Origin of the sequence: Deinococcus multiflagellatus (assembly GCF_020166415.1) — a bacterium.
GTDB classification, from domain to species: Bacteria; Deinococcota; Deinococci; order Deinococcales; family Deinococcaceae; genus Deinococcus; species Deinococcus multiflagellatus.
Genome location: NZ_JAIQXV010000004.1, coordinates 158,055 through 181,211, shown reverse-complemented (window position 1 = coordinate 181,211; position 23,157 = coordinate 158,055). Strand labels below are relative to the sequence as shown.

Sequence of the window (23,157 nt, the reverse complement as noted above, 5' to 3'; positions counted from 1 at the left end):
CCCCCGTGACGGCGACCCTGGCTCCGGCCGCTCCCCCCGTACCGCCCCAGGCAGGGGCGGGCGGCTTTGTGGCGGCACTGCCCGGGTTCACGGGCACGCTGGGCGAACTGGCAGCGGCCCTGCGCGCCGGGCGCGTGTCTCCGGCCGAGGTGCCGCTGCTGGCCCTCACCCGCGAGGTGCTGGCCTGGGCCGGGCAGGTGACGGGCGCGGGCCCCACTGGCCTGGCCGACGCCCACCCTGACCTGCTGCCCACCCTGGCGGCCGTGATCGCCCTGAAGGCCCGCCTCCTGCTGCCGCCCCCCGAGGACGACGACCTGCCCCCGGACCCCGCGTTTGACGAGGCCCCGGAGGACGAGGTCCTGCAGGGCGTGGAAGCCCTGGCGGAACTGGACGCCCTGGTGGGTTTTCTGGCTGCCCGGCGCCGCGAACGCGAGGGCCTGATTCCGGCCCGGCCCGTTCCGGTGGCCCTGCCCCGGCGCGAGCGGCCACGCAACCCCCAGGGCAGTCTGGCCCGGCTGGTTCGTGCGGCGCGCTCAGCGGTGCGGCAGGTGGAGGTGCCCCTGCTGGCCCGCGAGCGCCTGACGCTGCAGGGCGCCCTGGGGGCGCTGCGGGCTTTTGGCGCCCGGCTGCGCACCTTCACCTTTCGCGGCATTCCCGCCCAGGACTGGGGCGAGCGCACCACCTACTTCGCGGCGCTGCTGGAGGGGGTGAAAGAAGGGACCTTCAGCGCAGAACAGGCCGAGCCCTACGGCGAGATTGCCGTGACCTCGAACCTGCCTGAAGAGCGGGATGGGGACGAAGCCAGCGCGGCCAGCGGCGCCCGCTGAACGAAAGCTGGGGGCGGGACGCGCTCGCTCACTGGACCAGCGTCCCTTCGTACGGATTTCAGCCCTAGCGTGTGCGACAACGGTTCAGTTCCAGCAGCCTGAGCCCGCCCTTCGGGGCAGCTTTGAACAACGGACTTTCGGGCATGGGGTCAACCCCTAGCGCTGTTGGAATGGGGTGGCGGTCTCAACCGGCAGCCCAGAGAAGGGGGAGACAGATGGTGCCCAATCACCGACTGTGGTGGCAAAAACCGGCGCTGCACCCAGAGGGCGACGAGGCCCGGCGCGTCACGTTTCTGGAACTGTTCACCGACCTGATTTTCGTGGTGGTCATTGCCCGGCTGGCCCACCACCTCACCCTCCACCCGGATCTGGCAGGTGCACGCGATTTTGCGCTGCTGTTTGTGCCGGTGTGGTGGGTCTGGATTGGCCTGACCGTTTACAGCGAACGCTTTGAAACCTACGACCTGAGTTTCCGGGTCTTTACGCTGCTGCACCTGCTGGCGGTGTCGGGCATGGCGGCCAGCGCCGAATACGGCCTGGGCAAAACCGCAACCGCCTTTGCCCTGTCGTACGTGGCGGCGCGCGTGCTGATCACCTTCATGTGGTGGCGCGCCGGGCGGCACAACCCGCATCTGCGCCCGGTGACCGACGTTTTTACGCTGGGGTTCAGCCTCAGCATTGTGCTGTGGGTGGCGTCCATCTTCGTGCCGCCGGGCGTGGGGCTGGTGCTGCGCGCCCTGGGCCTGCTGGCCGACCTGCTGACCCCGGCCCTGACCCTGGGAGCCCAGCGGCGGCTGTTTCCGGCGGCCATTCGCAAGTTGCCCGAACGCTTTGGGCTGTTCGTGATCATCGTGCTGGGCGAGAGCCTGGTGGGCGTGGTCAACGGGCTAGCCGATCTGAAGGCGCTGAACCTGGGCGTGGCCCTGCGTTTTGTGCTGGCGATGCTGCTGGGTTTTGGGCTGTGGTGGGTGTACTTCGACTTTATTGGGCGCCGGGAGCCGCAGCCGCGCACCCGGCGCCTGTTCGCGTGGTCTTACCTGCACCTGCCGCTGGTGCTGGGCATCACCGTGGTGGGGGCCATGACCACCCACGCCGTCACCCTGGACGACGCCCCCGGCGTGCGCTGGCTGCTGGCCCTGGGCTTCGCGGTGTTCTATCTGGCAGTGGCGGCCCTGGAATTCACCGTGCGCGACGACGGCTTACTGGGCATCCGTGCGGTGACGGCCCTGCGTGTGGGCACGGCGGGCGCCGCCCTGCTGCTGGCCGCGTTGCCCCTGGGTCTGGACGGCCTGGTGGCCGCGCTGGTGGGGCTGCACGTCCTACACGCCGCTGTGGGCGTGCGCGCGTGGTACCGCAGCGATCAGGTGGGCCGCACCGACGTGCATTAGGGCGGGGGATGGGCAGGAGGCTGCCCGGCCCCTGCGCGTTGTGCAGTAGGGGAGAGGAAAGGCGTTTCTGCGGGTTTTCAGCGAGGCATCCAAAGCGGCCCCAGGGCTGCACCCGGGGCCACGTTGAGGCGAACAAATTAAGAGAGGGTGAAGTGGAATCGGAGGGCTGTTCTTGATGCCGTGTGTGGAATGGGTAGCCCCTGCCAGGACGCCCATCAGTCCGGACAGCGCCACGCATGTTTATGCCCGCGCCGCTCGAATGCCGACCCATGCTTCAGCCCCGCTCAGTCCAGGCCCAGCATCAGGTTCAGGTTCTGCACAGCGGCGCCGCCGGCCCCTTTGCCCAGGTTGTCCAGCCGCGCGGCCAGCAGCGCCCGCTCACCATCGGCCGAGGCGTACACGAACACTTCCAGATCGTTGGTGTCGTTCAGGGCCTGGGGGTCCAGCGGGTCCGGGTTCTGGGCGGGGTCGAACACCCGCACGTAGCGTTGCCCGGCATAGTGCCCCCTGAGGGCCGCGTGCAGCGCCCCGGCCGACACGCCCAGGTCCTGCAGGTGCAGCGGAATCGTCACCGTCATGCCCTGGGCCCAGGCGCCCACGTTGGGCGTGAAGATGGGCGTGCGGGTCAAGCCGCCGTAGCGCATCGTTTCCGGGATGTGCTTGTGCGCCAAGCCCAGGGCGTAACTGAGAAACGCGCCGCGCATGGGGTGGGGCTCGTCTTTTTCGTGTGCGTCCACCAGGGCCCGGCCCCCGCCCGTGTACCCGCTGTACCCCTGAATGCTGACCGGAAAGTCGGCGGGAAGAAGCCCGGCGGCCGTCAGCGGGGCCAGCAGGGCAATGGCGCCCGTGGAATAGCAGCCCGGATTCGCCACGAAGCGGGCGGCGCGGATGCGCGCAGGCTGCTCGGCATTCAGTTCGGGAAAGCCAAACACCCACCCCGGGTTCACGCGGTGCGCGGTGCTGGCGTCCAGCAGCCGGGCGGATGGGTTGGTGGTCAGGGTCACGGCCTCGCGGGCCGCGTCGTCGTGCAGGCACAGAATGGACACGTCGGCGGCGTTCAGCAGTTCGGCGCGGGCGGCCGGGTCCTTGCGCCGCGCCGGGTCAATCCGCAGCAGTTCCAGGTCGGTGCGGCCTGCCAGCCGGGCGCGAATCTGCAGGCCGGTGGTGCCCGCCTCACCGTCAATAAACACTTTGGGAAGGGTCATACAGGGGACTCCGTCAGGGGTTGAGTAAGTTGGAGGGACAGGCGAGCGAAGTGGAGATGGAGGGTCTGTCCCGCCTGAAGATGGCGCCAGAGCGGCGGGTGCATTGGCGTGAGGCGGACAAGACCAATTTCGCCTCGTGCCACTCCCTCCGGTTCTACTGTTGTCCACTGGGTATAGGCCCGGACTTCCTCACCTGCACGAGAAAACACGGCGATGTCGCCGTCCAGAGGGCCCAGATGCCCGCCGAACTGCCGGCTCAGGAAAGCGCTGGGGTAATCGTCGGGCAGGTGAAATCGGGCCAGGAGAAACGGCGCCTCAGCCATGCCCGGCTCCATAACACCGCGCAACCAGTTCCGCCAGGTCGCCCTTGGCCGGGTCCCCCGCCTCAATACGGGCGAGCAACTCGGCCGGGGTCAGCCACTCGGCGCCGCTGAAGTCTTCGGAATTGAAGGCCGGGGCCACCTCTGAGCGCAGTTCGTACACCCGCATGAAGGCGCTCAGGGTGGTCTCAACAGGTGAGAAGGCGGCTATTTCGCGCCAGGGCACCGTGTTCAGGTCCAGGTTCAGTTCTTCCTGCGTCTCGCGCCGGAAAGCCGCTTCGTAACTCTCGCCGCGCTCTACATGGCCGCCCACACTCATGTCCAGGCACCCGGGAAACGTGCGCTTGGCCTCGGTGCGGCGGGGAATCCACAGCTGCCCGGCGCGGTTCACCAGAAAGGCATTGACCACCCGCACGGGCAGGCGCCGCGCCCAGGCGTCGTCGCGGGTGACGGCGCCCACCACCTCGTCGCGCTCGTTCACGAGGTCCAGCCATTCGGTGTGGGTCGTCATGGGGTCCATTCTGCGGCCAGCAGGGCGTAAGAGGCGTCGTCGGTCCACTCGCCCCGGTGCCAGTACCCCTGTATCGCGGTGCCCTCGTGGCGAAAGCCCAGCCGGGTCAGCAGCCGCGCCACCGCCGCGTTGCGCGGGTCGATGCTGGCGTGCAGGCGGTGCAGCCCTAGCGGGCCGAAGGCGTGGTCAATCAGCGCGCGCAGGGCTTCGGCGGCGTACCCCTGGCCCTGGGCGGCCGTGGCCAGGGTCACCCCCAGTTCGGCCTGGGGGCCGTGGGTGTTCAGGGCCACGTCGCCCAGCAGGGGGCCGCCGCCCAGTGTGACGGCCCGCTGCACCCACCCGGGGGCGCCCAGGGGCCGGTCCGACACGAGGCCCTGCACGGTTTCCAGGGTCGCCGGCAGGGGCCAGGCTTGAAAGCGGGCCACGGCCGGGTCGTTGCGGTAGGCCACCACCTCGGGCAGGTCGGCAGGGGTGATGGGCCGGAGGGTCAGGCGGGGGGTGTGCAGCGTCGTCATGGGGGGACCTTACGCGAGAGCGTACACGAGGGTCACGGCGGCCCCGACGGTGACGGCGTGGGGGTGCAGGGACATTTCGTCGCGCAGCAGCAGATCGTCGTGGCGGGGTTCGGCGTGATGGCCCTGAGAGCGCCGCAGGTGATCGGGGTTCAGGTCCTGAAGGTGCAGGAGAGGCCCCAACTGCACGCCGGCTTCCTCGGCGTAGAGCGCCGCCTTCTGGCGGGCCGAGTGCACCGCCTCGCGCCGGACCTGCTGCCGCACCTCACGCAGCCGGGTCGTGGTGAAGGCCGTGCGGTCGAACTGCTGCACCTGAAAGTCCACCAGCGCGGTCATAAGGGATTCGAGGCGTGTCAGGTCGGTGAGGCGCACCTCGAACTTCGTGCTGGCCAGGTAGGTCGGTGGACCAGATTCACTCCGGCGGTGACAGTCTTGCGGGTACAGGTCGCTGCCGCTTTGCCCGAATGTCAGGTAGGGCTGTTCGCTCAGGAAGGCGGCAATGGCCCGCGCGTCTGCCTGTGTCCGGGCGTACGCCTGCCGGGGCTCTGGGTCGGTGTGCCGGACTGTGAACTGCAGGATGACGCGGTCAGGCCGCACCCGCTGCACAGAGGAACCGAACACACTGACGCCGACGGGCCGCTCGATGATTGCGTACTCTGCCATGCTGACCTCCGGTGCTGTCCGTCTGGACAGGAGCGCCAGTGTACCCAGCGTTTTTCCCGGCTGGAACGCCCCTTTTCGGGGTCTGGTGCGCGGCAGCGTGCCATGCGAGGATAGGCTCAAGACCCCTGCGCCCTTACCAGCGCGGTTTCAGGTGGCCCATCAGGTGGTACAGCAGCGCCTTTTGCGCGTGCAGGCGGTTTTCAGCCTGATCAAACACGCGGCTCTTGGGGTGCTCGGTGGCTTCGGGTACCGTTTCCTCGCCGTAGTGGGCGGGCAGGCAGTGCAGGAAAATCCCGTCTGGGGCAATGGTCTCCAGCATCGCGGGCGTTACCTGATAGCCCCGGAAGGCCCGGCGGCGAATGTCGGCCTCGGCCTCCTGGCCCATGCTGATCCACACGTCGGTGTACAGCACGTCGGCGCCTTCCACCGCGCCCAGGTCGTTGGTGAGGGTCACCTTCACGCCCGCGCGCACCGCGTCCATCAGCACGCCCGCGTTGGGTTCGTAGCCCACCGGGGTCACCACCGTTACGTCGGTGCCGGTGAGAATGCCCATGTGAATGTGGCTGTTGGCGAGGTTGTTGCCGTCCCCGATGTACACCACCCGCTTGCCACGCAGGTCGTGGCCGAATTCCTCCTCGATGGTCTGGTAATCGGCCAGCAGCTGCGCCGGGTGCAGCATGTCCGACAGGCCGTTGATGACCGGAATAGAGGCGTGCTGCGCCAGTTCCTGCAGGGTCTGCTGCAGGTACACGCGGCCCATCACGCCGTCCACCCAGCGTTCCAGGTTGCGCGCCACGTCGCTCACGCGTTCGCGGGTGCCCAGGCCAATCTCGGTGTTCGAAAGGGTAATGGCGTGTCCGCCCAGCTGGTACATGCCCACATCGAAGGTGGTGCGGGTGCGCAGGGACGCTTTTTCAAACACCAGTGCCAGCGACAGCCCCGCGAGCGGCTTGACCTGCCGCCACTCGCCGCGCTTCATGGCGTGCGCGGTGTCCAGCACGGCGCGCAGTTCGGCCCCCGACATATCGAGGTTGCTCAGGAAGTCGCGCCCGGCCATCACGGGGGCGGGCAGGGTCTCTGGGGTCAGGAGCGCAGGATTATTCATGGGAGGTAAGGGGCTGTCAGCCACCTCACCCTTGCCCTTTTTCCCCTGTGTCCCTTTTTTGGCTTTGGTGTCGGCCTTCGGCATAGGGAAGAAGTATACCCTGTACGGGTCAGGGCGAAATCACCTGGTCGGACGACGCATGTTTATTCGCTATTGGTGCGTGAACATGCACGAGCGGGGCGGGCCTCCCCGCAGGAAGGCGCCGCCCCGCTTTTACGCGCTTATTTCGTTTCGGTCAGGGTGTAGCTGCCCGAGCCGCTGTAGCCGTACACGCGCCAGCGGTAGGTGCCACTGGCGGCGGCGTAGGTGATGGCCTCAGTGCTGGTGCTGCCTTCGCTGGCGCCCACGTCGCTCCAGGTGCTGCCCGAGAGCTTCTGCAGGTACAGGTCAAAGTCGGTGCCGCTGGGCCCGGTCAGGTTGCCCTTGAGGGTGCCGCCCGCGTACGAAAAGCCCGCGCTGCCCGGCTGGTACGAGTTGGTGCCGCTGCTTACGCTGCCCGTGTAGGTGGTGGGGGTGGGCGTGGTGCTGCCGCCCACCGTCACGAACAGGGCCGACACCGGACCATAGGTGCCGTTGTTGTTGCGGGCGCGCACATAAACGGTGTGCTTGCCGGCGCTCAGGCCGCTGGTGGACACCGTGGCCTGCACCGCTTCACGGTTGCTGCTGAAGCTGCCGTCCGTGGCCGTCATGGCGCGCGCCGTGCCGCCGGCCCAGGGGGGCGTGTCAATGAAGTACTCGGCGCCCGCAATGGTGCGCGCAGGCTCGGCGCCGTTGCTGGTGTTAAAGCGGGTCATATCGGCGCTGGCGCTGAGGGTAAAGCTGGCCCCCGTGGCCACGCTGGCTGGCGCCGACAGGCTCACGCTGTCCGGGCCGCTGCCCAGCTGGTAGGGCGCGCGGGCCACCCGCAGGGCGTACAGCAGCGCCGCCTGGTTCTTGGGCAGGGTGGTGCCGGTAAAGGTGCTGCACGGCTCGAAGAACGCGGTGCCCAGTTCGATGGTGTAGGCGGCTACGCCCAGCTCGCCGTAGGCGAAATCATCGGTGGTGCCGCTGGTGGGGTACAGGCCCACCGACTGCTCCGGGGTGTAGCCGTTGAAGTAGGCCAGCTTGCGCCCCAGCGACTGCAGCGCCGCGCCGTTGGGGGCTGCGGTGGTGGTGTCGCCCCAGGGCCACAGCACCAGCTGCGAGTAGCTGTGAATGTCCATGTACACGCCGGGCGTGCTGGCCGGCGCGGCGTCGGTGCGAGCCGGGCCGCGGTTGTCGGCAAAGGCGGCGCGGATCAGGTTTTGCAGGTTCTGCGTTTCGGGCTCAGAGCCGGCGCTGACCCCGCGGTAGGTTTCATTGCAGGGGTCGGTGCTGGAGCCCCCGGTGCCCCAGGCATAGGTGAAGTTGCGGTTCAGGTCGGCCCCGAACAGGCCGTTGCCGCAGGCCTGGGTGTCGTTCACGTTCTTGCGCCACGAGGCGCCGGCCTCGGCCTTTTTGCGGCCATCGGGATTGCTTTGCAGCACCAGCCAGACTTCCTGGCTATCGAGCATCCAGGTCACGTCGGCGTCCTTGCCGTAGTTGCTGACCAGATACTCGGCAAAGCGGGTCGCCAGTTCGGCGGGCGTGTATTCGCGGGCGTGAATAGACGCCGTGATCAGCAGCCGGGGCTTGGTGCCGGTGATGCTCTTGTTGGTCAGCTTCAGCACGTTCATGTCGTAGCCGCCGCGCCCCTTGGTTTTCAGCCAGGTCGAGCCGATGGACGACCAGCTGGCCAGATTGGGGTACTGCGAGACGATGCTCTGCGCGCTGGCATAGGTTTCTTCCACCGTGCGGTAGCAGGAATAGCCGCTGATGGACAGGCTGCCCAGGTTCTGCTTCAGAGAGCCGCTGTGCTTGGCGGTTTCCGCCGCGTCAATGCGGATGGTCCAGCCGCGGGTCAGGCCCGTCACGCGCAGGCGCTCGAAGTCGTCTTTGCCCACATCCAGCAGCACGAATTTCTCCTGGGCGCTGCCGCCCAGCGGCTCGAAGGTCTTGACAATGTCAATCCAGTCGCGCTCGGTCTGAAAATCAATGCGCGAGACAACCACCGGGTTCTGCTGGAAGGTGCTGCACTCGTCGGCGGTGGCCACCAGGGAGCTGCCGGGGGTCGCCGGGGCGACCGCCTGGGGCGTGGGGGTCTGCGAGCAGGCGGCCAGCAGCAGAGACGAGCTGAGAAGAAGGGCAGGGAACCGTCGCGTCATACAACCTCCGGGCGTGGCACACCTGCCCGGGAGGGCCGTTCTGAACCAGCCGGGAAGCCACAGGGCGCCTGCGTTGTGTGGTACCCCGGCACTGTAACACCCCCCTTCGGCCCTTCAGGATGCCTCTGTCCTGCTTTGCCGAACGCGCTGGTGAAATCTGACATGCAGCGTGACGCTTTCGTGCTAGCGCCGGCAGAGAACCCAGGCCCTGCTGGCGCGCGTGAACCGCCCAGACCTGGGCTCCGTTTCAGGGCGCCGCTGGCCAGACGGTCCCGGTGCGCTGTTCTAGACAGGTGCCTGCTACGGATGCCGGATGATCCGTTGCCGCCCCTCCGCGTCGCTGCGGTGCTTCCGTGCCTCTCCGTCACCGTTGTTCCTTCTCTGTTGCGCCGCTCTGCGAGCCCCTCCGGTCGGGTTCACCAGTTATGGAAGAATGGATGAACCGGAATCCTTATGGAAGGGGAGGGGGCCGGCGTCAGCGTTCCCAGGCCTAGCCTGACCCACGGCCCTCCAGCCAGCGCGCCAGATCCTTCAGGGCCAGCACCAGCAGGGTCAGCAGGGCGGCGGGCCACAGCAGGCCTTCGGGGGTGTCCAGCCACGCCCAGCGCGCAAAACTGATCAGCTGGCCCAGGTCGGCGTTCAGGGGAATGGCGGTGATGTCCGGCACCGGGTCCAGGCCGTCACTGAAGGCCACGCGCAGCGTGGGCTGGTCGTGAAACCCCAGGGCGCCCAGTTCCATCAGCCACAGAAACACGCCGCCCAGCACCGTGGCGACCACAGCGGCGGCCCGGTGGCGCAGGTGCGGCCACAGGTGGGTGCGCCACACATGCCAGGGGCCGCCCCCCAGGGCCCGCGCGCCGTCCATGAAGGGTTCGCGCCGCAGGGCCGCCACCTGGGCCCCCACCAGCCGGGCAGTCAGCAGCGCGGCGCCCAGCACCAGCACTGCCCGGAAGGAGGACCGGCCCAGCAGCAACACCAGCACCAGCAGCGTGGGGACCTCGGGCGGCAGGCGCAGGCGGACCCAGCCGTGCCACAGGCCCAGCAGCAACCCGGGCAGCAGCCCCAGCAGCACCGTACCGGCCGCCAGTCCCAGCGAGCGGCCCAGGGCACGCGGCGCCAGACAGCGTGGATCGCGCCCAAAGCGGTCGGTGCCCAGGGGCGCGGCCGGGTGCCCGGGGCGCAGCGGTGGCACGGCAAACGGCACCTCCGCACCGGTCTGGGCGACCTGTGGGGCGGCCAGCGGCACCAGCGTGCGCACCTCGCATTCCTGGCGCGGGGCCAGCAGTGCCAGCAGCACCAGGGGGAGCAGCAGCCATCTCATCGGGGCTGCGGGCCCCCGGCCCTTCTGGTTGGTCCCGGTGCTGCGCCCATCCGAATGCCGGCCCTGTTCAGACCCCCCAGCGCGGGTCTGGATGCTCCCTGCCCCCGGCGCTTTCGAAGCTCAATTCGTGCATCGCCGTCAGCCTTCCGAAGCCGTCTCACGCCTCCGCCAGTGGGCGCGGGTCCAGGCGCGCAGCGGCCCAGCGCAGCCCCAGGTGGGCCAGGGCGGCCAGCACCAGCAGGGCCAGCAGCGCCCCCGCGAACAGGGTCAGGCGCTCGCCTTCCAGCTGCCCCGTCTCCGAGAACTGCCCCTGCACCGCCAGATACACCGTGTCGCCCACGCCGGGAAAGTGCAGCAGCCCTTCAAGCAGGGCCAGCGACAGCGCCAGCCCCAGGGCGTCGGCACCCAGCGAGGCCGCCTGCACCGGGCGGGCCAGCGCGGCGGCCCGGCGCTGCACCTGCGCTTCGGGCAGGCCCATGGCCCGCGCCGCGCGGCTGTGGTCGGCCGCCAGTGCCTCGTGGTAGGCGGCGCGCCCCTGGCCAGCGGCCCGCGCGGCCATCGGCAGGGCGAGGCTGCCCACCATCAGGGCCAGCATCAGGGGCGACCAGGGGGTCAGTGGGAAGGTCCAGCCCTGGCGCAGGGTCACGGCCAGGCCCAGGGCCACGCCCAGCAGCAGCAGCAGAAAGGGGGGCACGGTGTCCAGCACCCACAGCAGGCCCAGCGGCGCGCGGCGCAGCACCCCCGCCAGTCCCCAGGCCAGGGCCACCCCGCCCAGCAGGTAGGCCGCACTCTGCAGCGCGGCTTCGGCCACCGGCCCCAGGATCTCGGGGGCAAACACAGAGGCCAGCACCCCCGGATAGGCCAGCACGCGCTCGGGCAGCGGCAGGTGGCGCGGCGTGCCCACCACCAGCGCCGCGTGCCAGCCCAGCAGGCCCAGCACGGTGCCCAGCCCCCTCATGCGGCCTCCCCTGGACTGCCCCAGCTGCGCCGCACAGCGAGAAGGAAAGGAACGGATTTCTGACAATGGGCGGCAGGCCGTCTCACCCGTCGGCGCGGAAGAGGGTCAGGGCGTGGCCGTCGGGGTCGCGGGCATCGGCGGCTTCGCCCCAGCCCATGCGCTGCACTTCGCCCACCACGGCGCCCAGCGCGCGCAGGGTGGCGCAGGCCGCCGCCACGTCAGGCACCGCAAAGCCCAGTTCGGCGCCGCCCGGTTGCGGGGCCGCCCCGCTGGCGGCGTGCGGCTGCAGGATCAGGGTCAGGTCCGTGCCCGCCACCAGCATCACGAAGCCCGGCGCGGCCTGCGGGGCGTCTTTCAGACCAAAGGCCGCCTGATAAAAGGCGCGCGAGGCCTGCGGGTCACGCACGGCCAGGGTCAGGGTGCACAGGGGACCTGGGGACATGGCTCAGCGTACGGGGCCTGTGCCGGCGGCTCAAGCGCAGGTGCCCAACTGGGGACCGTGCTCTACCCTGGAGCCCATGAGCGCCCTTCTCTTTGATTCTCACCTGCACACGCCCCTGTGCGGGCACGCGAGTGGCTCGCCCCGCGAGTACGCGCAGGCGGCCCTGGACGCCGGGCTGCGGGGGGTGTGCTTTACCGACCACATGCCCATGCCCGCGTGGTACGACGCCCCCTGGCGCATGCGGCTGGATCAACTGGCCGGGTACATCGAGACGGTTCAGGCGGTGCAGGCCGAGTTTGCCGGGCGCCTGGAGGTGCGCCTGGGCCTGGAAGCCGACTTTCACCCGGGCACCGAGCGGTTTGTGGAGCGGGTGCTGGCCATGCACCCCTGGGACTACGTGATTGGCAGCGTGCATTACCTGGGCGCCTGGGGCTTTGACAACCCCGAGTTCGTGGCCGAATACGAGAGCCGCGACCTGGGCGCGCTGTACACGCAGTATTACGCCCTGGTGGAGGGCGCGGCCAGGAGCGGCCTGTTCGACGCTATAGGCCACCTGGACCTGCCCAAGAAGTTCGGGCACCGCGACCCGCTGGGGGCTGCGGCGCTGCGCGCGCTGGACGTGATTGCGGACCACAGCCTGAGCCTGGACTTCAACACCGCTGGCTGGCGCAAGCTGGTGGCCGAAGCCTACCCGGCCCCCAACCTGACCCGGCAGGCGGCCGAGCGCGGCATTCCCTTTGTGCTGGGCAGCGACGCCCACCGGCCCGTAGAGGTGGGCTTCCGCTTTACCGACGCCCTGAAGCTCTTGCAGGATGTGGGCGCCCGGGTGGTGACCTACCGGGGCGGGGTGCGGCGAACAGACTGATCTGGACATCGTGGTCTACATTGACGCCTCAAATGCGCTGACCAGCAGTTGAACTGTGGGATAGGCTGCGGGCATGAGCGCGCCCGAATTCAAAAAGCGGGTTCGGCAGCAACAAGCCCGCCCCATCACGCCTGCGCCTCGTCAAGATCCAGCCATTCAGCTGTCGGCGGCGCAGCAGGCTCTTCAGCGGCATACCGCCCGGCCAGTGGCCCTGCAGAGGCAGGTGACGGGGCCGGTGCTGCGGGCGTCCGGGTTAGAGCAGCAGGAGGTGACACGGCTCGCCGTTCAGCGCCAAGCCGTCAACGAGCAATTGGCTGCCCTGCCCCAGGTGGAGGGTCAGCCGATTCAACGGGCCGCCCAGCCCGTGCCTGCGAAGCCCCAGAGTCCGGCGGACTGGGTGACGGTGATGCGTCATCGAGCCGAACAGGTCGAAGGCCAAGCGTTAGATACGCGGCAATACGCCTAGTTCACGGCGCTTCAACGGCAGGTGGCCAATACCTTGGTCCAAGGCTTCCGTGCAGATCGCGGCCCCGCCCAAGCCCGCTACGACACCTACGGCGAACACTTGGCCACGTTGCAACGGCATGCGATCAGTGCGCCAGTCAGTCGCGTGGTGCTGGGCATGGTCCCAGCTGGCGAACGACTCGCGCTTCAACGGGCGGTTGACGCAGCCGTGCAACGCTACGAGGCCGAAGCAGGGCTGGCCGCGACCTTCGCTCAACGTCAGAGCTTGCAGCGCCAATTGGCCGAACTGGACGCGGAAGCGACGCAACCGGTCTTGCAGCGCATTCAAGCCCGACGGGGCGCAGGCAATCCTCTGCCCTAAGCGATTCAACGGCACCTCGAACAAGGGCTCAACCACGACCTGTCCCATGTTCGTATTCACGATGATGCGGAGGCGGACACGCTGGCGAAAGGGGTCAATGCCATTGCGTTTACCACGGGCAGCGACATCTTTTTCCAGAGTGGGCGGTTCAATCCGAACAGCCAATCTGGCCTGGAATTGCTGGCGCATGAAGTCACCCATACCGTGCAGCAGTCGCAAGGGCGTGTGGGCACCGGCATCGACCCTGATGCGGGGCTGGAACGCGAGGCCCGGACGATGGGCGCTAGGTTGGCAGTGCTGCCAGCACCTCCAGGTCCACGGGCTGCCCAGCGGGTGCAGCAAAAGGCACCACCGCAGAGAACTCAGGCGGTGCAGCGTCAAACGGCAGCCGCGAACCCTCCGCTTACCGCCGAGCAACATGTCAAAGCGTTCCAGGCCAAGCTGAAGCAGGCTGCCCTGAAAACCCTTGGACAGAACGAACAGCGCCTGATCAGCCGGCAAAAGGCGATGGCGCGCACCAGTCCTGACAACCCTGCCTGGGCCGCGCTCCATCTGGTGGCGCAGAAAAATGTCCAGGTGGAGCGCACCTGGCAGAGTCTGGTTGGAGCAGTCGAGAAGCAGGTGCTGGCAGCGGGGTCAGACGCTGCCCGACCGTTTACAAATCCAGCCCTACGTCTGAGGCTGAGCGATCAGCAAGACGGCCTGATGCAGCTGATCTATCTGAACTGGAGCCGAACCCGCGCTGCTGGTCTGCAACCACCGACTTCTGCCAGCACGGCTGCCCAACTCCAGCAATTCCGGCAGCAGTATGAGCCCCTCTTGAGGCAGTTTGATCAATTGGCCCGGGTTGAAGATGCCCGTGACTATCTGCACGCGCAATACCCGGAAGTGGCGCTGCTGGCTAAGAAACTCGGCGCCACGGGCCTGGCCGCGTCACCCAATACGGCGGCGGCAAATGCCAGGCTAGGTGGCCTGCTGAACGAGGAATACAGCAAAACCCGTAAGGCCATTGCTGACCTGCGCGCCAGGATTCAGGGTGGCCACCTGCCCACAGGCCACATGGACGTGCTGCTGTACCAGGTGATGCAGCAAGAGGGCATTCAGCCGGGTGCCACCACGGCCAAGAGCCGGGCTGTGACAGCGTGGTTGGAAGGCCAGAGCCGCACGAACCTCTGGACGGATATCGGGCTGACGCTAGCGGCTCTGGGCTTCACGATTGCGGCTCTGCTGGCCCCTGAATTCGTACTGGTAGGGGCAGCGGCCCTGGCCAGCACCGCCACTCTGACCACTCGAAACTTGCTCAGCAGTCAGGCGCAGCGTGGGGTGTCGAACACGCAGGCCATGGGCGGCCAGGCACTCTCGAGTGTCAGCCCGGAAGCCGCTCAGGCGCAGGTGGTGCTGGCGCAGGTAGATGCCCTGCTGCTGGGTGCCGGTGTGGTGGCTGCAGGCGCAGCGGGTTTGAAAAACCTGGGCCCGCTGGCCAGCAGCGTGCAGGGCCTGAGCCGTGGCAGCCGCTACCGGTGGGCTGCCGGGGAAGTGAATACAGGCCGCGTGGCTGGCACTGCAGCCAATGCAAGTCAAGATGCCAGATTGGCGAAATTCCCGAAAAATGAATGGCCTGCTGTAAAAGATTTCTGGCCTTCGATACGTGCGCGTCAGGACGATGTACCAAAAATTGCCAAGTTGGTGGGTATGTCAGAAGAACAGGTGCTCCTGGCTAAACAACACCTGATAATGCGTGATCATCTCATGCGCATGGACGACGGCATCGTCAGAGTCTCTCGCTTCGAGCCAAATGCGGACATGCTCTCTTATGGCAGAGGGTGACTAAAGGCGAATAAATTACTAATGAAGAATTGCAACACCTTAAAGATCTTATAAGCCACGAATATAATGAGGCAAGATACTTAAATCTGCGTCCCGAGCTAATGGATAAGTTTTTAGATAAGCATGACCTTTATGAAGATCTTTTAAAAGAGCTGGCTGAAAAGGGTGTTGACATAAAAGCTGTTAAGATGCAAGAAAGTAATATCAGACCGGTTACGCCATATCGATATGCGCATTTAATTGTGGAATATACAATTGCCAAACAGCCGAAGAGTAGAATAATTGAAGATTATGAGGAAATGGGGCTGGTAAAACTTGACTACGACTTGGGGCAGTATGTCTTAACAGCTAAGGGAAGAAGCTACATGGGGTTAAAGTGAAAGAGCAAACAGATATATTCCCTGCGCATCTAATCCTATCTAACCCTAGTAACTTTGAGGTTTATGTTGATTATCAATATAATAGGCAGTTCATCCACATACTTCAATTAAGATATTATGTGTTGTCAACAGAAAATTATTATCATAGTTCCTGGTCACATTTTATAGACCCTCTGTGGCAGCCCAGTATAAATGAAAAAAGGCCCTTCGCGGAGCTGGAGGCCATCCTGCTTGATGTGGTCGATAGTATAAAAAGCATTACTAACGATCATCAAATACGTATATTAGTTAACAAAGATCAGCAAAACTTTATTTTAATCAGAGACATTATAACGTTGCCCTCGCAGCACTACAGAGAGATGAAGAAAACATTCTCTGATTCTGCCGGTTACTATGGGGTATCGCAGTTTATATCTCTCTTCTTCAGGGATGCTGAGAGGTATTTGATTGGCAGCATCTCTCCAGAATTGTTCTGGGATAAGGTAGAAGAATACAAAGAATTCAGAAAAGACCATTAGCAGCCGCATTATTTCGAAATAGATAAATTTATTGGCTCGAGGGATGTATTTTCACAATCCTGATTCATATTAGCCAGATTAAAATCGCAAGACTTAATGCCGGCATTAGCGTTACTTGTGCCTCCTCTGTCGGTTTTTAATGAACAGAGACAATCCAGCTTCAAACCTCGTGGTTAGCGTCATTTCCGCCGACTCGGCCGGTCAGCGCGCGCCCTGCCTGACTTTCTTTATCTCATCCAATTTTCCATGGCAGAGAACCTGCCGTTGGTTTGGGGCCATAGGGTCGGCCACACCTTTTGATACATTCAGACGTCATTGGGCGCGACGTCCTACGTATGGTCGCTCAATTCAGGGGGACCTTTGGTCGCTCGTTTTGTTATGCGTCCTCGGCCCGGGATCACCGCAGTTGCCGTTTAAAGCGACCCAGCTTACTCGCACCTCGTACATAGAGCGGGCGTCGGCCCAGGCATGCGGGGACCCGGCATGGAAAGCGAGGCTGGCTGTTGGCTGTGCTATAGCTGGAGGACCAAAGCAGCCTATCTGCGGAGCGCCCCGCTACTCTGAATCCCATGTCCGATGTGACGAAAAAGCAACTCGTCTCGGTGCTCAAAACCACCGCCGATCTGCTGGACCTGCTGGGCTCAGCCGACAATGCCTTTCGTGCCCAGGCGTTTCGCAGCGCCGCCCGCAGCCTGGAGAGCCTGGACGCTGAGGCCGACACCCTGATCGCCGCTGGGTTTGCCGGGGTGCCCAAGGTGGGCAAGACAATCGCGGCGGACCTGCTGGCCTACGCGCGCGGCGGGGTGTTTGCGCCGCTGGAAGACGCCGCCAGCCTCATTCCAGCCGGGGTGCTGAGTCTGTTCCGGGTGCGCGGGCTGGGCCCCAAGAAGATCCGGGCGCTGTGGGACGCGGGCATTGATTCCCTCGAAGGCCTGCGCGAGGCCTGCCGCGACGGCCGGGTGGCGGCCCTGCGCGGTTTTGGCCCCAAGAGTGCCGCTGGCTTTCTGGGCGCGGTGGAGTTTGCCCTGGCCGCGCAGGAGCGCCAGCACCTCAGCACCGCGTGCGAGGTGACCGAGTTGCTGTGCCGGCAACTGGCCGCCTTTGACCCTCGCCCGGCCGGCGACGTGCGCCGGGGCCTGGACACGGTGCGGGCTGCGCGCGTAACCGTGACAGGGAGCCCGGATGCCCTGGGCGAGGCGCTGGCGGGGGTCGTTGAGGGCCTCGCGCCGTTAGAGGGCCGCCCGGTACTGGCCGGGCGGGTGGACGGCGTACCCGTCGAGGTGGCCTTTGCGCCCACCCCGGCGGTGCGCGGCGCCCTGGACCTGACGATGGGCGGCAGCGCGCCCTACCGCGAGGGCCTGCAGGCTGCGGCCCGTGCCCAGGGTCTGGAACTGGGCGGCCACGGCCTGCTTCGCCAGGGGCAGCCGCTGGACACCCCCACCGAGGCCGACGTGGCCCAGGCCCTGCAGCTCACCCTGCGCCCCGCCGAGTACCGCGAACCCGAACACGACGCCCTGTGGCCGGCGCTGCCCCACCCGGATGAACTGGTCACCGTGCAGAGCCTGCGCGGCATGCTGCACACCCATTCCACCTGGTCCGACGGCGCGGCCAGCCTTGCCGAGATGGCGGGGGAAGTCGTGCGCCTGGGCCACGGCTACCTGGGCACCGGGGACCACTCGCGCGCCGCGCACTATGCGGGCGGCCTGAGCCTTGAGCGCCTGCAGGCCCAGCTGAAAGAAATCCGCGAGTTGCAGGCGGCCGGGCTGCCCATCGTGGCGGGCGCCGAGGTGGATATTCTGGAAGACGGTTCTCTGGACTATCCAGACGACGTGCTGCAGGAGCTGGATTACGTGGTGGCCAGCGTGCACAGCCTCTTTACCCTGGACGCCGCGCGCCAGACCGAACGCCTGATCCGCGCCGCGCAGCACCCGCTGGTCACCATTCTGGGCCACCCCACGGGGCGCTTGCTGCTGCGCCGCCCCGGCTACGCGCTGGACCTGGACGCGGTGCTGGCCGCCTGCGAGGAGAAGGGCACGGTGGTGGAAATCAACGCCAACGCCTACCGCCTAGACCTGGACTGGCGCGTGGCCCTGCGCTGGCGTGAGCGCCTGACCTTCGCCATCAACACCGACGCCCATGTGCCCGCTGGCCTGGCCGACGCAAAATACGGCGTGATGGTGGCCCGGAAAGCCGGCCTGACCCCGGCGCAGGTGGTCAACACCCTGGACCGCGAGGCGTTTCTGGCCTTCGTGCAGGCGCAGCGGGCGGCGCGGGGCTAGCAGGACTTTGTCACTTTTGAACACTGTATATAACAATTCTCTTCACGCTGCCGTTAGGACTGCGGACGGGCTGCAAGCTAACGTTACAAAGCTCTCAAGTGGCTTGAATTTGGAATATTTAGGTAAAAAATTTAATTAAATGTCTAAGTGAGCGAAGCTCGCTAGAGTAACCGGAAGCTGCAAATAGAAGTTGGGGTAAAAATTAGGGAGGCATGACAGGGAGTCTATGGATATCGTCTAACTGCCTCCTTGTGGGTCAATTTCTGACTGCTTTCTCACCATGAAATCAAGGAGAAATTCTGGCGTAAGTATGAGACCATCCTCTAGGTCTTCTTCGTAGAAGGTGTGAAACAGCACATCAAGAGGCTTCGGATGACCTGTAATACTTTTCAACTCCTCTCCCATTTCATAGACTTCCTTATCAGAAGCTTGACCTATAAAGGATGGATCCAGAAAATTCTGTATTAATGAAAGGGCTCGCTCCATACTCATATGATTATATTATAGGCTGTTCGATCGGCGCATCATTTAGATGTGTGCTACGGAATGTGACGCCGCGTCAGAAGTCAGGACCGATTCATCCGCTCAAGCTCCCTGCCGTCTGTGCGCCGCACTGGCGACATCGTGTCTCTCGTGGATCTTCCAAAGAATGAATAAAAAGGGGGCGGCCACAGACGCCGCCCCCGCCCGTTACCAGATCTCCCACATGACGCCCAGGCGGCGCGGCTGGGGATCAAGGGCTTCGGCGCGTTTCAGGTCGCCCTGCTGGGCCAGGCGGCAGATCGCCCGGCCGGCCCGGCGCCAGCGCCGACGGGCCACACGGGTTGCCGCAGAAACGCCGCCCCTCAGGCCGCCCCGTTTCAGCCAGCGCCGGGCCTGCGCCTGCTGAAAACGGACCACGGCTTCTTCCAGTTCCCAGGTCATGACGGGCGTGCGAAAAGGAGCGCCCAGCCGCTGGGCAAACCCCACCCGGTAACCCATCACGGCCCAGTGCGGCCTGGGCTTGCGGCGCCGGCGCCGCACCGGTTCCAGCACCGAGCCCGGATGCTGGGAGGCCAGCACCTGCGCGGGAACTCATTCTTCAAACTGGCCCAGTTCGCACCACTGCTGCCGGGGCCACGCGGCCTGAACAGCCCGGGGCTCCCCGTAACCGAAAAATGGCTGAATGTGGTGCGCAAGACGACGGGCGACAAGGCGGCGCGTGTGCTGTTCATAAGGAACTCGGGTGAGCCGAAGGCGAGGGCTGAGCGAAGCGAACACGAGAGAATACGGGACTCCGGCGATGGAAAAGCATATTTGTGCCCTTCCGAATATGCTTTGGAATCAGAGGAGTCCCGTATCACGCGCCCATAAACGTCTGGCCATAGTAGGCCCCCTCCAACGGGCCTACTGGGTGTCGTCTCGCCAGGTCATCCCCACGAGGATAGGCGCGGGCCTGCACCGGTGCATCCGCCAAGCGGCTCAGGCGAGCGGCCGTTCAGGGCGCCCCTCTCCTGCGGGCCCCTGGAACGGCTACGGTGCCCGCCCGGTTCAGCCGTACCGCTTTTCCAGCAACTCGGCCAGGGCCTGCCACTCGGCCTGTTTGGCTTCGGGCAACTGGCGGGCCAGGTTCGCCAGGTAGCGGCCCAGGTGGCTGCGGGTCAGGGCGCCGGGGTCCACGCCCAGTTCGCTGGCGGCTTCGGGAATCAGCACGTCGGCCATGGGGCCAATCAGGCGGGTCAGGTTCCAGTGCAGGTCTTCTAAAAAGGCCGGGCCCAGCGGCGGCTCGGGCTGGGCGTGGCGGCCCAGAGCGCGTTCCAGCACGCCGCCTTCCGTGGTCTGGTGCAGCATGTGGTCAAAGGCCCGCGTGGCCCCGCCTGCGTCCCCCCGGATGATGCCGTGAATGATGTCCTCGTGCGTGGCGTACAGCGCTGGAAAACGGCCGCCCTGCAGCAGTTCGGTGCTCACGGCGCGCAGCACGTTCGCCAGTGGCATATGTATGGCCCGCAGCAGCCGCAACACCACCGGGTTGCCCGCCGCCTGCGCCACGGCGAGATGCAGCGCGAGGTCGGCCTGAATGAACTGCTCCGGGTCGCCCTGCACGTCGCGCATGGCGTGCAGGTGCGCCAGCAGTTCGGCGCGCTGCTCGGGGGTCGCGCGCCGGGCGGCCTGGGCAATGGTGTAGTGCTCCAGCACCTGCCGGGTGTCCAGAAAGGCGCGGGCTTCGGCCTCGTCGTGCACCACCCCCAGCCACAGGTTGATGCTGGGGGCCTGCTGGGTGACAGGCAGCACCACCGTGCCGCGCCCGGGGCGGGCGTCCACCACACCGCTGGCCGAGAGAATGCTGATGGCCTCGCGCACGGCCGCCACGCTGGTGCCGTAGCGGGTGGCGAGTTCGCGCTGGCTGGGCAGGGTGTCGCCGGGGCGCAGCTGGCCGTCCAGCAACAGGGCCTGCAGGTGCGCGGCGATGTGCTCGCCCAGCGAGCGTTTGTCCAGGGGCTCGGGGGAAAAGGCGCCGCTGCCCTCGCTCATGGGCGGCCCCCCGGGCGCAGGCGGCTCAGGGCGAGGTGCAGGCTTACGCGCAGGCGCTCAATGGCGCTGATCAGGTCGCCCAGTTCGTCGGGGCGGCCCCCGGGGCGAATCTGAATGGGCCCGTCCAGCTGTCCCAGACTGGCCTGCTGCGCGGCCTCGGTGATCGCCAGAATCACGCCCACCACGCGGCGCACCGCCCAGTAGGCCACCAGGGCCGCGATCATCGCCGTGACGGCGCACGCCAGCAGCACCAGCAGCAGTTGCCGGTGCAGCGCCGTGTTCAGGCTGCCCAGCGTGACGCCAATCGCCAGATGAAACAGCGGCTGCCCGGCTGGGGCGGCCTCGCCGGGCAGGCGGAGCACGCGCCCCCCCGGCGTGTCGTACACGTCCAGCTGCGTGACCTCGTACACCTGGGTCTGGCCTTCGGTGGCGCTCAGGCGGGCCACGGCGTCCCGCAGGTGCTCGGTCACACTCTGGGGGGCGCCCACGCCCCAGGTGTCTTCCAGGGCAGCCTGCGCGGCGCGGTAGGCCTGGGCTCGGGTGTCTGGCACTTCCAGGTGGGTGCCGCCGGGCTGGGCCTGCAAAAAGGCGTCAAGCTGCGCGCGCAGCAGCCAGTCGGTCTGCGGCTCGTCGCTGAAAAAGTAGCGCGGGGCCTCGCCCGCAGGCTGCACGTCAATAAAGGCCACGCTGGGCGAGGCCACCGCCGCGCGCAGCTGCACGTTCACCTGCGTCAGGTCCGTCACGTCCAGGGTGCTGGCCAGCACGCTTGCCACCGAGGCACTCAGGGAGCGCGAAATGGTCCCCACCTCGGCCCGGCGCTGGGCGGTGAGCAGCGCGGCCAGCAGCACCCCCAGTCCCAGAATAGGCAGCACGCTGATCAGCAGCGCCTTGGTGCGCAGGCTCAGGCGCCGTTCGGGGCGGGTGACCCGCAGGGGGGCCGGGGTGGTGATGGTCATGGAGGCTCCTGGGGCGTGCATGCCCAGTCTTATTGAACCGAGTTCATTGATCTGAACATTCAAACAGTTGACTTGCCCGTTGGCCTCAGCCTACACTCACCCTGTCCTTTTCTACAAGTTGCGCAGGTGGCGTGACCACCCGTTGGTCACGGCTGTGATGGTGCGTGCTGCCCCCCTGGCGGGCGTGGCCGCTCTGTCTGTCTGACCGGCCCATCCGGAGACACCGGGGCCGGAAGTGTAAGGAGTTGCCATGTCCAAGACCGCGCTGCCCCGTCTGTTGTCTGCGGCCCTGCTGCTCACGCTGGGGCTGACCCAGGCCCAGAAGGTAGACACCGTATCCATCGGGATTGCGGTGGCCCAGACCAGCAACACCGCGCTGCTGGGCCAGGAGCAGGTGATCGGTGCCCGCTTTGCCGAGAAATACCTCAATGCGCGTGGCGGCATCAACGGCACGCCCTTCAAACTGGTGTTTCAGGACACGGGTGGCGACGAGGCCGGGGCCATCAACGCTTTCCAGACGCTGATCACCAAGGACAAGGTGGTGGGCATCGTGGGGCCCACCCTCTCGCAGCAGGCCTTTGCCTCGGACCCCATTGCCGAGCGCGCCAAGGTGCCGGTGCTGGGGCCCAGTAACACCGCCAAGGGCATTCCGCAGATTGGCAACTTTATCGCCCGGGTGTCGGCCCCGGTGGCGGTGGTGGCGCCCAACGCGGTCAGGCAGGCCCTGAAGCTGGACCCCAAAATCAAGGACGTGGCGGTCCTGTACGCCCAGAACGACGCCTTTTCCACCAGCGAGACCGGCACCTTCCAGGAAACGGTCAAGGCCCAGGGCCTGACCCTGGCCACGGTGCAGAAGTTCCAGACCACCGACACAGATTTCACCACGCAGGTGACGGCGGTGCTGAACGCCAAGGTGGACCTCGTGATTATTTCCGGGCTGGCGGCCGACGGCGGCAATCTGGTCAAACAGCTGCGGCAGTCGAACTACAGGGGGCTGATTATCGGCGGCAACGGCCTGAACACTTCGAACATGTTCCCGGTGTGCCAGAAGCTGTGCGACGGCGTGATTATCGCCCAGGCCTACAGCCCCGCGCAGCCCAGCGCCGCCAATCAGGTGTTCGTGAAGGAATACACCGCGCAGTACAAAAAGGCCCCGCCGCAGTTCGCTGCCCAGGCCTACGCGGGCGTGCAGGTGATGGTCGAGGCCCTGAAGGTGATTGACCGCAAGAAGAAACTGAACACCTGGGACCTGGACGACCTGCGCGTGGAACTGAACAAGCAGATTCTGCTGGGCAAATACAACACGCCGCTGGGCCTGATTTCCTTTGATAAGGACGGCGAGGTGATTCAGAAAGAGTTCTACGTGGCGCAGATTCGCATGAAAGACGCCAAGAACGGCAGCTTCGTGTACCTGAAGTAAGGCGGGTCGGCGGTGGGCCATGCGCTGTGAGGTCGGCTGCTCACAGGGCGTGGCCCCCTGCATCTGGTTTGGTCCCGCTCCAGCACCCAAGGAGGGCTGTT

Annotated in this window: 22 protein-coding genes and 1 pseudogene; 10 read left to right on the top strand and 13 right to left on the bottom strand. The window is 66.1% G+C overall.

Going from position 1 to position 23,157, the window contains the following annotated elements; genetic code table 11:
- The first annotated feature begins 5 nt into the window (after positions 1 to 5).
- Both K7W41_RS07900 and K7W41_RS07895 read left to right on the top strand, forming a co-directional pair.
- On the top strand, positions 6 to 827 hold the full coding sequence (locus tag K7W41_RS07900; protein ID WP_396115319.1) for a segregation/condensation protein A: 822 nt from the start codon (positions 6 to 8) through the stop codon (positions 825 to 827).
- A gap of 215 nt (positions 828 to 1,042) precedes the next feature.
- Positions 1,043 to 2,215, top strand: coding sequence for a low temperature requirement protein A (locus K7W41_RS07895; protein WP_224606611.1), 1,173 nt, complete (start codon positions 1,043 to 1,045; stop codon positions 2,213 to 2,215).
- Between the two features lie 284 nt (positions 2,216 to 2,499).
- Here the strand turns inward: K7W41_RS07895 and argC are convergent, their stop codons facing one another.
- From argC to K7W41_RS07850, 9 genes are all read right to left on the bottom strand, one after another.
- Entirely contained in the window at positions 2,500 to 3,420 is a 921-nt protein-coding gene (gene argC / locus K7W41_RS07890) for an N-acetyl-gamma-glutamyl-phosphate reductase (protein WP_224606609.1), read from the bottom strand.
- 315 nt (positions 3,421 to 3,735) lie between these two features.
- Positions 3,736 to 4,251 carry an NUDIX hydrolase gene (locus tag K7W41_RS07885; protein ID WP_224606607.1) on the bottom strand — a complete coding sequence of 172 codons (516 nt, stop codon included), beginning with the start codon at positions 4,249 to 4,251 and terminating at the stop codon, positions 3,736 to 3,738.
- The gene (locus tag K7W41_RS07880; RefSeq protein ID WP_224606606.1) at positions 4,248 to 4,766 is read right to left on the bottom strand and encodes a GNAT family N-acetyltransferase; all 519 of its coding nucleotides are present in this window, start codon (positions 4,764 to 4,766) and stop codon (positions 4,248 to 4,250) included. The genes K7W41_RS07885 and K7W41_RS07880 overlap by 4 nt, the downstream gene beginning before the upstream one ends.
- A 9-nt stretch (positions 4,767 to 4,775) precedes the next feature.
- Positions 4,776 to 5,426 carry an SIMPL domain-containing protein gene (locus K7W41_RS07875; protein WP_224606604.1) on the bottom strand — a complete coding sequence of 217 codons (651 nt, stop codon included), beginning with the start codon at positions 5,424 to 5,426 and terminating at the stop codon, positions 4,776 to 4,778.
- Between the two features lie 133 nt (positions 5,427 to 5,559).
- Positions 5,560 to 6,483: an ornithine carbamoyltransferase gene (gene argF, locus K7W41_RS07870; protein WP_224606852.1), complete on the bottom strand. Its 924-nt coding sequence runs from the start codon at positions 6,481 to 6,483 to the stop codon at positions 5,560 to 5,562.
- Between the two features lie 269 nt (positions 6,484 to 6,752).
- The gene (locus K7W41_RS07865; protein ID WP_224606602.1) at positions 6,753 to 8,753 is read right to left on the bottom strand and encodes a M14 family zinc carboxypeptidase; all 2,001 of its coding nucleotides are present in this window, start codon (positions 8,751 to 8,753) and stop codon (positions 6,753 to 6,755) included.
- Between the two features lie 490 nt (positions 8,754 to 9,243).
- Positions 9,244 to 10,074 (bottom strand): hypothetical protein, encoded by an 831-nt coding sequence (locus K7W41_RS07860; RefSeq protein ID WP_224606600.1) that lies wholly within the window; start codon positions 10,072 to 10,074, stop codon positions 9,244 to 9,246.
- A gap of 157 nt (positions 10,075 to 10,231) precedes the next feature.
- Complete coding sequence (locus K7W41_RS07855) at positions 10,232 to 11,032, bottom strand: ABC transporter permease subunit (RefSeq protein WP_224606597.1); 801 nt, start codon at positions 11,030 to 11,032, stop codon at positions 10,232 to 10,234.
- A gap of 82 nt (positions 11,033 to 11,114) precedes the next feature.
- Entirely contained in the window at positions 11,115 to 11,474 is a 360-nt protein-coding gene (locus K7W41_RS07850) for a VOC family protein (RefSeq protein WP_224606594.1), read from the bottom strand.
- Between the two features lie 76 nt (positions 11,475 to 11,550).
- Between K7W41_RS07850 and K7W41_RS07845 the strand changes: the two genes are divergently transcribed.
- The 7 genes and pseudogenes from K7W41_RS07845 (at position 11,551) to K7W41_RS07820 (ending at position 18,169) form a co-directional block, all read left to right on the top strand.
- Entirely contained in the window at positions 11,551 to 12,339 is a 789-nt protein-coding gene (locus tag K7W41_RS07845) for a histidinol-phosphatase HisJ family protein (protein ID WP_224606591.1), read from the top strand.
- 73 nt (positions 12,340 to 12,412) lie between these two features.
- Entirely contained in the window at positions 12,413 to 12,805 is a 393-nt protein-coding gene (locus tag K7W41_RS07840; RefSeq protein ID WP_224606588.1) for a hypothetical protein, read from the top strand.
- A gap of 363 nt (positions 12,806 to 13,168) precedes the next feature.
- Positions 13,169 to 13,327 (top strand): annotated as a pseudogene (locus K7W41_RS23480) (eCIS core domain-containing protein); the annotation flags it as partial.
- Between the two features lie 15 nt (positions 13,328 to 13,342).
- Positions 13,343 to 14,992 carry a hypothetical protein gene (locus K7W41_RS07835; RefSeq protein ID WP_263489636.1) on the top strand — a complete coding sequence of 550 codons (1,650 nt, stop codon included), beginning with the start codon at positions 13,343 to 13,345 and terminating at the stop codon, positions 14,990 to 14,992.
- 29 nt (positions 14,993 to 15,021) lie between these two features.
- Positions 15,022 to 15,372 carry a hypothetical protein gene (locus K7W41_RS07830; RefSeq protein ID WP_224606585.1) on the top strand — a complete coding sequence of 117 codons (351 nt, stop codon included), beginning with the start codon at positions 15,022 to 15,024 and terminating at the stop codon, positions 15,370 to 15,372.
- Positions 15,369 to 15,890 carry a hypothetical protein gene (locus tag K7W41_RS07825; protein ID WP_224606582.1) on the top strand — a complete coding sequence of 174 codons (522 nt, stop codon included), beginning with the start codon at positions 15,369 to 15,371 and terminating at the stop codon, positions 15,888 to 15,890. The genes K7W41_RS07830 and K7W41_RS07825 overlap by 4 nt, the downstream gene beginning before the upstream one ends.
- A 569-nt stretch (positions 15,891 to 16,459) precedes the next feature.
- Complete coding sequence (locus tag K7W41_RS07820; RefSeq protein WP_224606579.1) at positions 16,460 to 18,169, top strand: DNA polymerase/3'-5' exonuclease PolX; 1,710 nt, start codon at positions 16,460 to 16,462, stop codon at positions 18,167 to 18,169.
- A gap of 237 nt (positions 18,170 to 18,406) precedes the next feature.
- On the opposite strand, the gene K7W41_RS07815 is transcribed toward K7W41_RS07820, so the two are convergent.
- From K7W41_RS07815 to K7W41_RS07800, 4 genes are all read right to left on the bottom strand, one after another.
- A complete protein-coding gene (locus K7W41_RS07815; protein ID WP_224606576.1) occupies positions 18,407 to 18,655 on the bottom strand; it encodes a hypothetical protein in 249 nt (82 codons plus the stop codon).
- A 204-nt stretch (positions 18,656 to 18,859) separates the two neighbouring features.
- A complete protein-coding gene (locus K7W41_RS07810) occupies positions 18,860 to 19,231 on the bottom strand; it encodes a hypothetical protein (protein WP_224606574.1) in 372 nt (123 codons plus the stop codon).
- 468 nt (positions 19,232 to 19,699) lie between these two features.
- Positions 19,700 to 20,680, bottom strand: coding sequence for a FadR/GntR family transcriptional regulator (locus K7W41_RS07805; RefSeq protein WP_224606571.1), 981 nt, complete (start codon positions 20,678 to 20,680; stop codon positions 19,700 to 19,702).
- Positions 20,677 to 21,636 (bottom strand): HAMP domain-containing protein, encoded by a 960-nt coding sequence (locus K7W41_RS07800; protein WP_224606568.1) that lies wholly within the window; start codon positions 21,634 to 21,636, stop codon positions 20,677 to 20,679. The genes K7W41_RS07805 and K7W41_RS07800 overlap by 4 nt, the downstream gene beginning before the upstream one ends.
- A gap of 250 nt (positions 21,637 to 21,886) precedes the next feature.
- On the opposite strand from K7W41_RS07800, the gene K7W41_RS07795 reads away from it, so the two are divergent.
- On the top strand, positions 21,887 to 23,056 hold the full coding sequence (locus tag K7W41_RS07795) for an ABC transporter substrate-binding protein (RefSeq protein WP_224606565.1): 1,170 nt from the start codon (positions 21,887 to 21,889) through the stop codon (positions 23,054 to 23,056).
- Positions 23,057 to 23,157 lie beyond the last annotated feature (101 nt).

Bases quoted from the DNA above. Each gene is read 5' to 3' on its own strand.
- K7W41_RS07800 (WP_224606568.1), bottom strand. From the start codon at position 21,636: ATGACCATCACCACCCCGGCCCCCCTGCGGGTCACCCGCCCCGAACGG.
- K7W41_RS07885 (WP_224606607.1), bottom strand. From the start codon at position 4,251: ATGACGACCCACACCGAATGGCTGGACCTCGTGAACGAGCGCGACGAG.
- K7W41_RS07875 (WP_224606604.1), bottom strand. From the start codon at position 5,426: ATGGCAGAGTACGCAATCATCGAGCGGCCCGTCGGCGTCAGTGTGTTC.
- K7W41_RS07880 (WP_224606606.1), bottom strand. From the start codon at position 4,766: ATGACGACGCTGCACACCCCCCGCCTGACCCTCCGGCCCATCACCCCT.
- K7W41_RS07795 (WP_224606565.1), top strand. From the start codon at position 21,887: ATGTCCAAGACCGCGCTGCCCCGTCTGTTGTCTGCGGCCCTGCTGCTC.
- K7W41_RS07840 (WP_224606588.1), top strand. From the start codon at position 12,413: ATGAGCGCGCCCGAATTCAAAAAGCGGGTTCGGCAGCAACAAGCCCGC.
- K7W41_RS07850 (WP_224606594.1), bottom strand. From the start codon at position 11,474: ATGTCCCCAGGTCCCCTGTGCACCCTGACCCTGGCCGTGCGTGACCCG.
- K7W41_RS07815 (WP_224606576.1), bottom strand. From the start codon at position 18,655: ATGGAGCGAGCCCTTTCATTAATACAGAATTTTCTGGATCCATCCTTT.
- K7W41_RS07860 (WP_224606600.1), bottom strand. From the start codon at position 10,074: ATGAGATGGCTGCTGCTCCCCCTGGTGCTGCTGGCACTGCTGGCCCCG.
- argF (WP_224606852.1), bottom strand. From the start codon at position 6,483: ATGGCCGGGCGCGACTTCCTGAGCAACCTCGATATGTCGGGGGCCGAA.
- K7W41_RS07805 (WP_224606571.1), bottom strand. From the start codon at position 20,680: ATGAGCGAGGGCAGCGGCGCCTTTTCCCCCGAGCCCCTGGACAAACGC.
- K7W41_RS07820 (WP_224606579.1), top strand. From the start codon at position 16,460: ATGTCCGATGTGACGAAAAAGCAACTCGTCTCGGTGCTCAAAACCACC.
- K7W41_RS07895 (WP_224606611.1), top strand. From the start codon at position 1,043: ATGGTGCCCAATCACCGACTGTGGTGGCAAAAACCGGCGCTGCACCCA.
- argC (WP_224606609.1), bottom strand. From the start codon at position 3,420: ATGACCCTTCCCAAAGTGTTTATTGACGGTGAGGCGGGCACCACCGGC.
- K7W41_RS07845 (WP_224606591.1), top strand. From the start codon at position 11,551: ATGAGCGCCCTTCTCTTTGATTCTCACCTGCACACGCCCCTGTGCGGG.
- K7W41_RS07865 (WP_224606602.1), bottom strand. From the start codon at position 8,753: ATGACGCGACGGTTCCCTGCCCTTCTTCTCAGCTCGTCTCTGCTGCTG.
- K7W41_RS07855 (WP_224606597.1), bottom strand. From the start codon at position 11,032: ATGAGGGGGCTGGGCACCGTGCTGGGCCTGCTGGGCTGGCACGCGGCG.